Genomic DNA, 13,425 nt, shown 5'->3' with positions numbered 1-13,425 from the left:
GCCGCTTAGCACAGCATTAGTCGCTTTTCAGGCTGTTGGGGTCAAACACCCCTCCGAAACCACTGTTGTTGGATGGCTCACTCTCGGATTCAGAAGTACCTTCGTTGCTTTCATTCTCGCTACCATCCAGCGAGTTCGGAGCGAAGACATTACCAAAACCGCTGTTATTTGACGGCTTTGGCGCGGTTTGGGCATCACCCTGCCCGGCTTTTTCCGCCTCCTGCTGTTTGCGGCGTTCCTCACGCTGCTTGCGAAGTTCCTGAATGCGTTGTTCCGCTTCCAGCTGTTTTTGCTCGCGAACATCGGCAATGCATTGCGCCGGACTGTAGGTCGCCGCTGTGCCGATAACGGTGATCGTTACAACCGCAAATGCGACCAACAACACGGCGGCCATGTTACCGGCAAAGAAACTGGGCAGCTTGATCTTTCCAGCCAGTTCCTCGACCGTTGCGTTCTTACGCGCCGCGGCCACCAGTTCCTGACGTTTCAGCTTGGCTTCGTTAAGCAGAGCGAAGAAAACCGTCAGCGCAACGATGATGAATGCCAGCGCCGAGATCGCAGGCGTGATACCGTAGCGAACCTTCTGAGCCAGCTCAATCGTCAGCGTCGGGTATTCACCAAAGGTGAAAGTGGTGGTGTTGTAGTTCTCGAACGAGGCCAAGAATGCCAGCACCGCTGCCGAGGCGATTGCAGGGCGCATGAAGGGCAGCAGGATCTTGCGGAAAGCCTGTGCATGGCTGGCCCCAAGGTCCAGTGCCGCCTCGGTCAAGGCAACATCGTACCGTTGCAACCGCGCCACTAGCACCAGCATGCAGTAACTGGCGATGAAGGTGGATTGGCCGATCACCGTCAGGAAGATGCCGTTTGACAGAAAGCTGTCTGCACCCAGCCCCAGCATCCGGTTGATCCGGTCCCAGAAGACCAGCGTCGAGATACCAAGTACCACACCGGGGATCAGGATCGGTGCGATGATGACAGTATAGTAGGTCGCGCGAAGCTTCGGCCAGATCTGGGTCAGCATCAGCGCGCCTGCCAAACCCATCGCCACGGACAGGATCACTGTGCCGATTCCGATGATCAGCGAGTTCTTGATACCGTTCAGGATGCGCTGATCCTGAAACAGTTCGCCAAACCACTGGAATGTCAGACATTCCCATGGGCTCATTCGGGGGAAGCCGGACGAGTTGAACGCGGTGATCGACATGATCACAAGCGGGCCCAGCAGATACAGGAAGAAGATCGCCAGATAGACCCAGATGCTTATACGGAGGAAGGAATTGTTCATTTCCCGATATCCCCCATGTTCACTTTGAACAGGCGCATCATGGCCAGCACGAACAGAATACAAGTGACCAGCAGAACGATCGCGTAGGCGGCGCCCTGTGGCCAGTCGTTGTTGTCATTGAACTGCTGATAGATCAGTTGGGTGAACCACAGACTGGACGGCCCGCCCAGAATTTGCGGCGCAGCCAACGCACCGGCGGACAACATGAAGACCATGGTACAGCCCGAGCTGATCCCCGGCTTGGCATAAGGAATGACCACACGCCAATGTATCCGCCACCACGGCGCCCCAAGGTCGCGTGCTGCTTCGATCTGGTTTTTGTCCAGACTTTCAATCACGTTATACATCGGGAAAATCATCAGCAGAATGTAGGCGTATCCCAGACCCGCATAGAGCGCGATGTCATTGCGAATGAAGTCGAACGGCGTATCCCAGATGCCCAGTCCCGTGAACAACGTGTTCAACACACCTGTTTCCCCAAAGATGATGCGCAGCGCAAAGGCGCGCAGGATTTCGTTGATCCAGTAAGGGATGATCAGCATGATCGCAAAGATACGAATATGGCTACCTTCAGCCTGACCCAGGTAATAGGCAATCGGATAGCAGATGATCAGGTTGAAAACCGTCACAAAAACCGCAGCCACAAGAGTTCGGAAAAACACCCTCAGATCAACGGTGTTGTAGTCCTGACTGCCGCCTTCGGGGCCATAAATCAGATATTTGTAGTTCTCTAGCGTATATACGTCTTTGGGTCCGCCGATCTCTGGCGGCGGCAGGTTCGGACGGAACGAGAAGTCCAACATCGACAGCTGCGGAAGGATGATCAGGCCGATGGTCCAGAACAGAACCAGACCCAGGATCGCCACTCCCATGCCGGTGCCGTTGCGATTGAAGAAGTCTTTCAGAAACTGGGGCATGAGTATTTCCCCTTATTCTGCAGCCAGTTCACCCGCAGGAACGATGACGGCATTATGCGTCTTGTATTCCAACGTGATGTTCTGTCCGGTGTGGTCCTCGAAGGATTGTCCATGGTTCGGGATCGACACCTTGATCTCTTTTCCGCCTTCACCTTCGGTAAAGATATTGAAGACGTTGCCTTCGAATTCTTCGTGGTTGACCCGCGCGGTAACAAAATGGTCTCCCGAAGCCCCCTCGGGCGCAATGGCGAAAGCTTCGGGGCGAATGAACATCATCGCACTATCGCCTTCTTTCATCTTGCCTTGGTTGGCGGTCGATATCCGTGCAACCAGGTCGCCCGAACGGTTGGTCGAGATCAGCGCCTCGTTGCCCATGACCTGTTTGATCTTGCCACGGAAAACGTTGTTTTCGCCGACAAATGAGGCCGCGAAAGCCGTGTTGGGATCGTTGTAGATGGTTTTACCGTCGGCAATCTGGTCAATCACACCTGCACGCATGACGGCGATATTGTCTGACATGGTCAGTGCCTCGCCCTGGTCGTGTGTGATGTAGATAAAGGTAATGCCCACACGCTGCTGTATCTCACGCAGTTCCGTTCGCATGTGCTGGCGCAGTTTGAGGTCAAGTGCCGACAAAGGTTCATCAAGAAGCAGAACATCCGGCTCGGCGCAAAGGGCGCGAGCGATGGCCACTCGCTGACGCTGACCCCCAGACAATTCGCTAGGAAGTTTGTCGCCTTGCCCCGGCAGCGCGATCATGTCCAAAAGCGCATCAGCGCGCTTGCGCCGTTCGGCGCTGCTGGCACCTTTGATTTCCATCGAGAACGTGATGTTCTCCCAGACCTTCATCAAGGGAAACAACGCCAGGTTCTGAAAGATCAGAGCAGTGGGGCGTTTGTTAGGTCCGATGCCCCGCATGTTCTTGCCGCCGATCAGAACATTGCCTTCGCTAGGCTCGAGAAAGCCGGAAACAGCCCTTAAGATCGTTGTTTTTCCGCAACCCGAGGGCCCGAGGAACGAAAAGAAATCGCCCCCGTTTATATTGACGTTTGCATCGCGCACGGCGACGAAGTCACCGAAACGGATCCACAGGTTTTCCAGATCGACTCCGACCCCTGCACTCATTTTTGGTATCTCCCTGAGGTGTGTGCTGTCACCACACCACATAGCTTTCCGTTACGCCGGAGCGGCGCACAGATTGTTGCCCCCCGCAGAACGCGAGGGGCATGGTTTCAGATCGCTTATGCGCTCTTGAACTTGTTGACGAACTCGGTCCGCGTTTCAGCATACCATGGTGCTTCGGCCGGCCACGGGTTGAGGTTGGCCAGCGAGTCGCCCGGATAGGCCTCGGCAAAGTTCTTCTTGTAGGTGTCGCCAGAATACTGGTCAGCCCCCAGAACAGGAGAGTTGTACCCGTGGCTGTCGATGGCAACACCGGCAGGTTTGGCCTGATAGGCGAAGTCGATGAAGGCATAGATCTGGTCGATATTCGCCGCACCAGATGGAATCGACATCCCGTCAACCCATGCCATCGCCCCTTCGATAGGCGCCTGATAGTGCACCGGTTCACCAGCCGATTTCAGTGCCAGTGGCGGACCGTCCCAGGTCTGACCGACAACAACACCTTCGTTCAGAAGGCCGTTCTTCTGCGTGTCGGCGTCGTTCCAGATCAGCTTGATGCGATCCTTACGTGCAATGCACCAGTCGGTGATCTGTCCCCAGACCTTGCGCATGGTTTCTTCATCGCCATATGCGGCCCAGACCGAACCCGGCTCCATCTCGCCGGAACGCTCCATGTAAAGACCAGCGCCAAGCATCATCGAATGCGCGCGGCCCATGGTCTTGCCTGCGTTTTCTTCCGACCAGACGTCGCCATAGGATGGTGCATCCCCAGCCGGCAGCCACAAGTCGGTGCGGTATGCAATACCTTCGGTGCCCCAGATATGCGGCAACCAGTGGACCCCGGCGCCGCCAAAGTTCCAAGCATCCGTACCGATTTTGGCCATGGCAGGGTTCACCAAGTCGACCGGAACCTTGTTCATGTCAAAGGGCTGCAACAGCTCCAGCGGCTCCCACTGCAACGAGCGGTTGTTGGTCGGTGAGACGATGTCAAAGCCCTGACCTTTGGTTGCCTTCATCTTGTTGATGATTTCTTCGTTTGAGCCGATCCCGGTGTAGTTCACCTTGATGCCGGTAAGGGTCTCAAACTCTTCGATAAAGCTGGGCGGCAGGTAATCCGACCACATCAGGATGTTGATTTCACCGGACGACGCCAGTGCGCTCTTGCTGTAAAGAGGCGCGGCAAGTGCAGCGGCACCCGCTCCTTTCAAAACAGTGCGTCTGGAAAGTGATGATTTGGTAACCATAGTGTTCTCCCGTTGTTGGACTCGATTTTTTTGTTTTCTATTCATAGGACTTTCTGCGCCCATCCGTCAGTCCAAAAGTGACAGTTTGCGAAAATCTTATGTCCAGTTTCGCGATTTGACACGTCTAAGCTGAATTATGAGGCGCCGCATTCTCCTGCCAAACGGTAATGTCCTTTGGATTGACCGGATCTGAACCAAGCAAAATTTGACGTGCAAGGCCAACAGGCAAAGGCTTTGAAACGTCACTGAAGTTGAACGCGTAGTAGGTCGAGCCGCGTTGGGTTATGCGCAAATCGGGATCGCAAGGCGTTGCATTTATCCCAGCCCAGTTCAGTACCTCACCGACAATCGCTTGCAAAAGCTCATTACGCGGAACCATTGCCAGATAGGTCGTGCGGTCAGAACGGATGACCGCCGGGCTGGCATCGCAATAAGCGCTCTTGAAGCGGGCCAAAACGTGCTCTTTGGTTTCGACGATTTCACGCCAGCCCGTGAATTCGAGTTGCTGACCATCGGGAAGAATCACAGCCTCCTGCGCAAGTGAAGGGAGTGATTCGACGCGCGTGACACGGATACCTGTTAACTTTGCCAGTTCGCCCGGAGCCAGATTGGAAGGAGTGTTCATCCCGGATGTCTTGCTGCCGGAACGGGCACCTATCAGTATCTTGGCTCCCGAAGCGTCAAGCTTGTCTGCAAGGTCAGCCGTCACGATCATGCTTTGCGGTAATACGATGAGGGCATAGTCGCTCAGTTCATCTTCAGGGCCAACAAAATCAAGATCGACCCCAAAACCACGAATAGCAGTGTGCCACTCGCGAAAAATCTGGACATTGGGGAAATCCCTGTCATGCGGCAGGATATCCGCCGCCCAGATCGAGGTATAATCCAGCAGCATTGCAACCCGCGCTTTTGCCCGCCTCTCGGGTGGCAAAATGGCGCGATCCTTCACGATCTGGGCCAATTCAACAGCGGCCTGATCCAGGCTGCCATCTGACCGCAATATCGCTGTATGGTATTGTTCTTGAGCAGATTTTGCCTGTCGCCAGCGAAAGAACATCACGGCTTGCGCGCCATGTGCATAGGCCGCCCAGGTCCAAAGCCGAACCATCCCCTCTGCCGGAGAGGGGTTCTTATCGGCCCAATCTACCGGACCCGGCTGCTGTTCCAGAACCCACATCCGACCGCGCCCCTGACTGCGATATAAATCACAATGAAATCCCTGATAGTCCGGTGCGCCGGTGCGCAGATAACGGCGCTTTTCTTCATCCGAAAGGGAAGAGCCCAATAGGTTCCCCAGCGGGTAACTGTCGAACCCGACAATATCCAGATCAGCAGCCACGACGTGGTGATCGAACTCGAAACTGCCTGCCATAAAGTTATGGGTGATATCCCGGCCCGGCGCATATTTGCGCAGAACATCCACCTGCGTTTTGTTGAACAGCCGAACCCGCTCTGAAGAATAGCGCGCGAAATCCAGCGCGTGGGCTGGATTGGGCATGGCGACCAGCCCGTTGGGCAGTTCGATCTGACCAAACCGTGAGTAAAGCGACCCCCAGAAAACGGTTCCCCACGCGTCGTTCAATACGTTGATTGCACCATATCGTTCCTCCAACCAGTTCTGAAAACCAGTCCGCGCGGCATCGGAATAGCTGAGAACTGTATCGTGGTCGTTATACTCATTGTCGATCTGCCACGCTTGTACATACGAATTCTGACCATATCTGCGAGCGTATTCGGTTGCGATCCTTTGCGCCTCGGTCAGATAAACATCACTGGAAAAACAATAATGCCTGCGCGAACCGAACCCTCTGACCCGACCATCCGGCCCTACAGGCAGGATTTCGGGGTACTCATCGATCAACCATTTTGGGGGGGCGGCTGTTGGGGTGGACATCATGACCCGCAGACCGGCTTGCCCCAAAATCTCAATCACCTCATCCAGCCAGCCCCAGTGGAACTGACCGCGCGCGGGTTCGATCAGGCCCCAGGTGAATTCAGCAATCCGCACCCAATCCAACCCCATATCTGCCATTCGGGCGGCATCGTCTCGCCATTGCGAAGGGTTCCACTGTTCGGGGTAGTAACAAACCCCAAGTTCCAGCGCGCTCATCGTGTGTCCTTTGCTGTGCGTCGTTCGATCCACTTCAAGAAACTGGCGCAGCCGAGTGTGAGGACAACATACAGGATTGCCGCCGTGTTGAAGGGAGCAAAGGGCAGAAAGCTGGCCGCCTGAAATTCTCGCATCCTCTGGGTCATGTCGCGGACGGACAGGATTGACAGCAATGACGTGTCCTTGATCATCGCGATAAACTCATTGCCAAGCGGTGGAGTTACAATCCGCAGGGCTTGCGGCAGAACGATAAGCCGCGCCGTATGCCATCGCGACAAACCCAGAGAGCTGCCCGCTTCCAATTGGCCTTTTGGTATCGCCTCGATCCCGGACCGGAAAATTTCGGCCATATAGGCGGAATAACCAACCGAGATCGCGATAATCCCCCGTGTCATATTGGTCATATCGATACCGCCGCCGGTAACATCCTTGACTGCGCCCGCCAGCGGCAAACCGATATAAAGAATGATCACCAGCATCGGAATGCCACGTATCGTATCCACGAAAAACTCGGCCCCGACCGCAAGCGGATGCAGCTTATGCTGAGCCCCGCCGATGGTCAGTGTCAGCAACAAAAACCCGAGCACGGCAAATGCCAGGGCTGGATTGCGGTACTTGTCGGGTAGAAATCTTGTTTGCCACAGGACCGGATAACCTTGCGAATGCGCCTCCTCCGGGATAAAAGCGCCCGAGACACTGTCGACCGTTTCGATTTGTTCAAGCGCGGCAGTGGCATCGGTTGCGCTGCGAATGCGATATTGCTGACCGCCGGCCCCCTCGAACTCGCCAAACCGGATAATGTCAGCCTGCGCCTGCGGCGTGCCGCGCACAACCGCGATACGCCCCTCGGTGCTGCCCACCAGAACAAAGCTGACCTGCGGCTGCATGAAGAAAAAGGCCGAGGCTGCCAGCAATGCCAAACTGATCGAACCATAGACGACCGTAGTACGCGCCTTTGGCTTAAACGATTGCAACCCGACCCAGACCAAACCAAGAATGGCCGCGAAGACATAGGCAAAGATGGCCGCGCGGAAAGTAATGGCCACCCCGGTCGCGAACTGCCAATGAGCCATGAACATGAGATAAAACAGTACTGCGCCTGTGAGACTCTCCAACCCCAACAAGACGCGCCCGCGCCAGGGTGGCTGCAAACGTGCCGACAATAGGCAAAGCGCGACTACAGCTGCGTAAACCGCCAGGAAAACCTGTAACCCCGTCTGAACCCTGGCGATCACGTCCGGAAACAGTACCCAGGTCTGATTGGACCGATCGATGAGGGGCGAGGTGTTTTCGCTGAGCGCATGAAAGAAGACCGACTCCGCAAATGGCATCAGAAGTTGAGGAGAAACAAAGCTGATGACCAAAAGCGCCGCAGCAGCCGGTAACGCGGCAAGCGCGCAGAGCCGCAACCAGCCGGGGGAGTTTTGTGAAAACCGCACGTAGCGTGCGCAAAGATATCCAAGGATCGCAACGCTCGCAATCAGCAGAAATCCAACAAAGATGGCCCCCGCATCTGTGCCGATCCCCAGAATTGCGACCAGAGACCGCAAGTATTTTGAGGATGTGGCGAACAAGTAGATAATAAAGGGCGCTGCTGCGAGCAACACCAGGTTACTCGGGCGGATCGTGCTGAGGCGCGACATGGAACTTCTCCGCTATGACAAGGCCCGGCGGCACTGGCCGCCGGACCAAAAAAGGGCGCTAATGGATCAGTTGGTGCCCCAGTACTTGGCTGTCAGCTCGTCCAGCGTTCCATCCTCCTGAATGGCTTTCAGACCAGCGTTAATTGCATCCACTGTCGGATCGCCTTCCTGAAACACGATGCCTAACGGGTCGGATTGCAGGCCTGTGATGCCAACAGTCAATTCGCCCGCAAATTCCTGTTCGTAGGCCGCCGCCGATGTGCCATCGATGATCACGCCCTGGACGTCTGCGTTCTGAAGCGCCAGAATGGCGGCCGAGAAGTTGTCGTAAAGGCTGACATTCTCGCGCCCGACAAGCTCTTCCGCCAATTGGGCGTTGGTCGTCGCGGTTTGCGCGGCCAGTTTCTGGCCACCGGCTTTGAAATCCTCAAGTGTCATGTCAGCATTATCGACCTGCAACAGAATGGCCTGGCTGACAACGATGTAAGGCTCGGAAAAATCCATGGTTTCTTCGCGTTCCGGGGTGATCGACACGCCCGAGATAACCAGATCGAACTCGCCCTGCTGAAGAGCCGCAAAGATACCGTCCCAGGCGGTGTTTACGAAGTTGGGAACGCAATTGACCTTCTCACAGATCGCATTCATCACATCGACGTCAAAGCCCACGATCTCTCCGGTTGTTTCATCCACGGTTTCCATCGGTGGGTATGTCGCATCGGTTCCGATTTTCAGAACACGACCTTCCAGGTCGGCAGCAATAACCGCTGGAGCCATAAGTGTCGTGAGTGTGGCAGCGGCAAGTAGGTTTTTAATCATGTTCAGGTACTCCTTTGTTGGATCAGGTGGTCTGCGCCGCATCCGGCGCCGGGGTGTCAGGTTGTCGCTCGATCAATGTGGCCCTGATCTTTTTCTGAATCTCGGACGGATCGACCCCGTCCAAAGCTTTCAACATGAACTCACCCAGCAGACGGCTTGTTTCAGCAATCGGCAAGTAATAAGTGCTGGGTGGCGGTACAAAATACTGGCTGAGCTTCAAGTCGTCGTTCGAGATGACCACAACGTCCCTTCCAACCTGCACTCCGGCTTTATCGGCAGCTGACAGCGCCCCAAGGGTTATGGCCTCATTAGCGCAGATGATGGCGCTCGGCGGTTTCGGCAACTCCATAAGCGTAGCAAATTTCTGCTGACCGGATTCCGCGGTGGTCGGGCCGGTGGAAACCAGTGTCGGGTCGAACTCCACACCGCATTCTGACAGCGCATCAGCATAACCCCTGCGGCGTTGCTGCGCATAGATCAGGTCATCCGGCGGGTTTATCAAAGCGATGCGGCGATGCCCCAGCCCAAGCAGCCTGGCGGTGGCATCATAAGCCGCTGCCTGACTGTCGAGATCCACATAAGGATGCGGTTGGGGGCTGTCGCTCATGCCGTATGTGACAAAAGGAAAGCCCTGCCCCTGCAGATACGCGACGCGTTCATCATGAACACGTGTGCCGGAAAAGATCACGCCATCAGCCTGCCCTTCCTGCACGATGGACTTCAACGTCTGCACCGCAGCCTCGCCATCACATGTGCTGAATACGCTCAACTGATAGCGTGTTCCTATTAGCGCATTGGATATACCGGCTAGAATACGCGTAAACTCTACACCTTCCCACTCTTCCGCAGCATCGTTCGAAACACTGACCATGACCCCGATTCTATAGGATTTATTGGTGCGTAGCTTCAGGCCATCCAGATTCACCCGGTATCCCAGATCCGACGCAACTTTTTGAATCTCTTCCCGGGTTTCCCGTTTTACCGAAACGGAACCCCGCAAGGCATTCGAGACTGTGCCAACCGAATACCCGGTACTTCTGGCAATCGATTTAATCGTCGCCCGCGCCATCACCCAAACCCTGCCAGTTGTTCCGTCAAAAATGACCGACCCGTTTGCAGGGTGCGCACGTGATCATCGGTTTCGTCATGTTCGACAAACAGGTCCGTGCAGTTGGTCGAGGCAAGTGCACGCAGGGTTGCGTTCCAGTCAACTACGCCTTCGCCCAAATCGCGCCAGCGCGCGTCACCTGTTCCGCCTGCTGGGTCGATATCCTTTGCATGCACGGACAGGATTCGATTGGCGTGGCGGCGGATCGCGTCCGCCGGATCCAGACCATCCGCAACCAGCCAACCGATATCTGGTTGCCAAAAGACATCTCCGCCGGCAAGGATCAGGTCAAGAGGTGTGTCACCAGCCTCACCGATAAGATCAAAATCATGATTGTGATACGCTAGGCTGATATCATGATCTGTCAGCTGATTTGCCCATTTGGACAACTGGCCCGACACCGCCCTCCATCCCTCTTCAGTGTCGGGCCGCACCTGGGGCGCCAGCCAAGGCATGACAGCCACCCGGCATTCCATTAGGTTTAATACTTCGACGATATCCGTAAAACGCCCTTCAAACTCTTCCCAATCAAAATGTGCTGACCGAACATTAAGGCCTGACCCGATAATAATGCCCGCCATCTGAGCGGGGGTCAGGCCATGCAAGCCGGTGGTTTCGACATCTGAATACCCGCAGTTCGCAACCAATTGCAGTTGATCTGCAAGATCACCGCATTGCCGCACTGTGTAGAGTTGGGCAGAAACTCGCATCCTTCACCATTGAAACGTTTCAATTAGGGTGAATTACGAGCTGCACCCTTGTCAAGCGCCGTATGGTTGCGATCTGTATGGCCAGCCCTGAGAAGGGGCTCCGAACCTTTGCCCAAAACCCAGATGGGGTGGGCAATCGAGCCTTTTTTTTCAACCGATTTCAGATCCAAACAATGAAGGGCTATACGAGCGGGCTACCAATCTGTATCACCGAAAACGGTATGGCGAGCGGGGAACGTCTTCAGAATGATGATCGTATAGATTATCTCAACCGACACCTGGCTGCCGTAAGGGACGCTTTGGCACAAGATGTTCCGGTAAAGGGCTGTTTTGTCTGGTCACTGCTGTGACAAATGCGAATGGGCCTTGGGATGTGGAAAAAGGTTTGGACTGGTGGACGTGAATTTTGAAACGCTTGAGAGAACACCCAAAGCGTCTTTCATGGCGCTCAAGCCTGCCCTTTCCGGGGGTCAGAACGTCTCTCAGCCGTTAGCGCAACCATCCAGTGCAGTGCATGAGCATTGGAATCTGGTTGCTGACATAGGGGGCACCAACACGCGGCTGGGCGTGGTAACGAACGGAGAGCTGACAGACCTGCGCAAGCGCCCAACGGGGACACTGGAAGATCTGCTGGAAGCGTTTCACGCGCTTAGGGATGAAATCGGAACAAATCCACAGGCGGTCGTGGCGGCGGGTGCGGGCCCTGTCCGGAACGGCACGATTCGGCTGACAAATGCCAATCTGGACCTGTCCGAGGCCGAATTGGCAAAGGCCACTGGTGCCAGTCATACGTTTGTAATTAATGATTTCACCGCTGCAGCGTGGTCGGTGGCTGAAGTAACCCAGAAAGATGTTGCCGTCTTGCAAGGTCACGCGACACCGCCCGCAGGCACGCGATTGGTGGTGGGCCCCGGCACAGGGCTTGGCGTGGGGGCGTTGCTGTTTTCCGAGGGCCACTATCACACAGTCTCTGGCGAAGGTGGGCATGTGGGCCTGTATCCGCGTCACCGCGACGAAGTTGACATCTTTGAAGCAGCCCGCAGCATTGCGCCTGAGTGTTTTTTTGGTGACAGCCTCGCGCTGGAAGCTGAAATGTTCCTGAGCGGTACGGGCTTGCCTATCCTCTATCAGGCGATCGGGCTGGCGGCAGGCCATATGCAGACACCAACGCGCTCGGCGAAAGACATTCTGCTTGATGCCCGCGACCGTTCTGACCCCATCGCGGTACAGGCCGCTCGGATGTTCAACACCCATCTGGGGGCTTTGATGGGCGACATGGCCGTCACACTGATGCCTGCAGGCGGAGTATTTCTTGTTGGCGGTGTCGCAGAAAAGAACCGCTGGTTATTCGGTGATGAGTTCAGAGAGGCGTTCAACGGCGGTGGCCGTTTCAGCGAACTGCGCCGCTCATTGAACCTTTATGTGTCCGAGCAAGCAGAATTCGGCATCATCGGGGCGAACAATTTCTGCAAGAACGCTTTGATGCGATAGCAAGTCTTCCTGACGAAAAATTCTGAAAAGGACTACGAAATGATCCTGTGCTGTGGTGAAGCCCTGATCGACATGATTTCCGAGCCGACAGTGTCGGGCGCACAAGGATTTGTACCGCACACAGGTGGGGCGATATTGAACACGGCGGTCGCAGTCGGTCGTCTGGGTGTTTCCGTCGGAATGCTGACCGGTGTGTCGTCTGACATGTTTGGCCAACAAATTACAAAGGCGCTGAATTCAAGCCATGTTGACACGTCACATGTGATTGTCTCTAACCGCCCCACGACCCTTGCCTTTGTACAGCTTAAAGATGGTCACGCCACTTACAGCTTTGTTGATGAAAACACCGCCGGACGAATGCTGCAACCCGAGGACATGCCGGACCAGCTTACAGCCGTGTCCGCCTTGTATCTTGGGGGTATCAGCCTGGCATGTGAACCCTGCGCGGATGCTTATGCCTCCCTTCTGAATCGCCACGGAGCGGATCGCGCAGTGATGTTGGATCCGAATATCCGACCGGGCTTCATCAAGGATCAGACCCGGTATCGAACCCGTCTGAACCGCATGATTGCGCAGTCCGATATTGTGAAGGTTTCAGACGAAGATCTTGACTGGATCATCCCGGGAGCCGAACCCGAGGCGGCTAAAGCGTCTCTTTTGTTGCAGACCGGTCCGTCAGCCCTCATCGTGACCAGGGGTGGCGACGGGGCGAATGGGTACCTGGCCGACGGATCCAAGGTTTCGGTTCCTGTGAAACCTGTTCAGGTTGTCGACACAATCGGCGCGGGCGACACGTTTAACGCTGGTGTTCTGACTGAACTCAGCCGCGCAGGGCATTTGACAAAGCAAGGGCTGCGCAATCTGACCTCCGAAAGCTTGCGGGCGGCCATGGCGTTGGGCGCAACTGTTGCCGCCGTAACAGTATCACGCGCCGGGGCAGAACCGCCCTGGGCACATGAGATTTGATTGCCTGCAAAAA

Annotated in this window: 12 protein-coding genes; 3 read left to right on the top strand and 9 right to left on the bottom strand. The window is 55.6% G+C overall.

Features of this window, described 5'->3' with window-relative positions; translation table 11 throughout:
• Nucleotides 1-16 precede the first annotated feature (16 nt).
• The 9 genes from ACR0M9_RS11515 to ACR0M9_RS11475 all read right to left on the bottom strand — a co-directional run bounded on the left by ACR0M9_RS11515 (nucleotide 17) and on the right by ACR0M9_RS11475 (nucleotide 10,955).
• Nucleotides 17-1,285, bottom strand: a complete 1,269-nt coding sequence (locus ACR0M9_RS11515) for an ABC transporter permease (protein ID WP_480483655.1) — start codon at nucleotides 1,283-1,285, stop codon at nucleotides 17-19.
• Entirely contained in the window at nucleotides 1,282-2,202 is a 921-nt protein-coding gene (locus tag ACR0M9_RS11510) for an ABC transporter permease (RefSeq protein WP_209597330.1), read from the bottom strand. The genes ACR0M9_RS11515 and ACR0M9_RS11510 overlap by 4 nt, the downstream gene beginning before the upstream one ends.
• A 12-nt stretch (nucleotides 2,203-2,214) precedes the next feature.
• On the bottom strand, nucleotides 2,215-3,327 hold the full coding sequence (locus ACR0M9_RS11505; protein ID WP_480483654.1) for an ABC transporter ATP-binding protein: 1,113 nt from the start codon (nucleotides 3,325-3,327) through the stop codon (nucleotides 2,215-2,217).
• Between the two features lie 116 nt (nucleotides 3,328-3,443).
• On the bottom strand, nucleotides 3,444-4,568 hold the full coding sequence (locus ACR0M9_RS11500; protein ID WP_209507630.1) for an extracellular solute-binding protein: 1,125 nt from the start codon (nucleotides 4,566-4,568) through the stop codon (nucleotides 3,444-3,446).
• 124 nt (nucleotides 4,569-4,692) lie between these two features.
• Complete coding sequence (locus tag ACR0M9_RS11495; RefSeq protein WP_480773640.1) at nucleotides 4,693-6,678, bottom strand: beta-galactosidase; 1,986 nt, start codon at nucleotides 6,676-6,678, stop codon at nucleotides 4,693-4,695.
• Nucleotides 6,675-8,321, bottom strand: coding sequence for an amino acid ABC transporter permease (locus tag ACR0M9_RS11490; RefSeq protein WP_480773639.1), 1,647 nt, complete (start codon nucleotides 8,319-8,321; stop codon nucleotides 6,675-6,677). Before ACR0M9_RS11490 ends, ACR0M9_RS11495 begins: the two co-directional genes overlap by 4 nt.
• 66 nt (nucleotides 8,322-8,387) lie before the next feature.
• Complete coding sequence (locus tag ACR0M9_RS11485; RefSeq protein WP_480487386.1) at nucleotides 8,388-9,137, bottom strand: basic amino acid ABC transporter substrate-binding protein; 750 nt, start codon at nucleotides 9,135-9,137, stop codon at nucleotides 8,388-8,390.
• 22 nt (nucleotides 9,138-9,159) lie between these two features.
• Entirely contained in the window at nucleotides 9,160-10,206 is a 1,047-nt protein-coding gene (locus ACR0M9_RS11480; protein ID WP_480773638.1) for a LacI family transcriptional regulator, read from the bottom strand.
• Complete coding sequence (locus ACR0M9_RS11475) at nucleotides 10,206-10,955, bottom strand: sugar phosphate isomerase/epimerase family protein (protein WP_480773637.1); 750 nt, start codon at nucleotides 10,953-10,955, stop codon at nucleotides 10,206-10,208. Before ACR0M9_RS11475 ends, ACR0M9_RS11480 begins: the two co-directional genes overlap by 1 nt.
• A gap of 62 nt (nucleotides 10,956-11,017) precedes the next feature.
• On the opposite strand from ACR0M9_RS11475, the gene ACR0M9_RS11470 reads away from it, so the two are divergent.
• The 3 genes from ACR0M9_RS11470 to ACR0M9_RS11460 all read left to right on the top strand — a co-directional run bounded on the left by ACR0M9_RS11470 (nucleotide 11,018) and on the right by ACR0M9_RS11460 (nucleotide 13,412).
• The gene (locus tag ACR0M9_RS11470) at nucleotides 11,018-11,305 is read left to right on the top strand and encodes a family 1 glycosylhydrolase (protein WP_480773636.1); all 288 of its coding nucleotides are present in this window, start codon (nucleotides 11,018-11,020) and stop codon (nucleotides 11,303-11,305) included.
• Nucleotides 11,306-11,396: 91 nt separating this feature from the next.
• Nucleotides 11,397-12,446: a glucokinase gene (locus tag ACR0M9_RS11465; protein WP_480560232.1), complete on the top strand. Its 1,050-nt coding sequence runs from the start codon at nucleotides 11,397-11,399 to the stop codon at nucleotides 12,444-12,446.
• 39 nt (nucleotides 12,447-12,485) lie between these two features.
• Nucleotides 12,486-13,412, top strand: a complete 927-nt coding sequence (locus ACR0M9_RS11460) for a carbohydrate kinase family protein (protein WP_480560230.1) — start codon at nucleotides 12,486-12,488, stop codon at nucleotides 13,410-13,412.
• The last annotated feature ends 13 nt before the right edge of the window (nucleotides 13,413-13,425 follow it).

The organism is Ruegeria sp. CH2 (genome assembly GCF_056537065.1).
Note: the sequence above shows the minus strand (reverse complement) of the source record. Positions and strands in the feature narration are given on the sequence as shown.

Bases quoted from the DNA above. Each gene is read 5' to 3' on its own strand.
- ACR0M9_RS11515 (WP_480483655.1), bottom strand. From the start codon at position 1,285: ATGAACAATTCCTTCCTCCGTATAAGCATCTGGGTCTATCTGGCGATC.
- ACR0M9_RS11510 (WP_209597330.1), bottom strand. From the start codon at position 2,202: ATGCCCCAGTTTCTGAAAGACTTCTTCAATCGCAACGGCACCGGCATG.
- ACR0M9_RS11505 (WP_480483654.1), bottom strand. From the start codon at position 3,327: ATGAGTGCAGGGGTCGGAGTCGATCTGGAAAACCTGTGGATCCGTTTC.
- ACR0M9_RS11500 (WP_209507630.1), bottom strand. From the start codon at position 4,568: ATGGTTACCAAATCATCACTTTCCAGACGCACTGTTTTGAAAGGAGCG.
- ACR0M9_RS11495 (WP_480773640.1), bottom strand. From the start codon at position 6,678: ATGAGCGCGCTGGAACTTGGGGTTTGTTACTACCCCGAACAGTGGAAC.
- ACR0M9_RS11490 (WP_480773639.1), bottom strand. From the start codon at position 8,321: ATGTCGCGCCTCAGCACGATCCGCCCGAGTAACCTGGTGTTGCTCGCA.
- ACR0M9_RS11485 (WP_480487386.1), bottom strand. From the start codon at position 9,137: ATGATTAAAAACCTACTTGCCGCTGCCACACTCACGACACTTATGGCT.
- ACR0M9_RS11480 (WP_480773638.1), bottom strand. From the start codon at position 10,206: ATGGCGCGGGCGACGATTAAATCGATTGCCAGAAGTACCGGGTATTCG.
- ACR0M9_RS11475 (WP_480773637.1), bottom strand. From the start codon at position 10,955: ATGCGAGTTTCTGCCCAACTCTACACAGTGCGGCAATGCGGTGATCTT.
- ACR0M9_RS11470 (WP_480773636.1), top strand. From the start codon at position 11,018: ATGGTTGCGATCTGTATGGCCAGCCCTGAGAAGGGGCTCCGAACCTTT.
- ACR0M9_RS11465 (WP_480560232.1), top strand. From the start codon at position 11,397: ATGGCGCTCAAGCCTGCCCTTTCCGGGGGTCAGAACGTCTCTCAGCCG.
- ACR0M9_RS11460 (WP_480560230.1), top strand. From the start codon at position 12,486: ATGATCCTGTGCTGTGGTGAAGCCCTGATCGACATGATTTCCGAGCCG.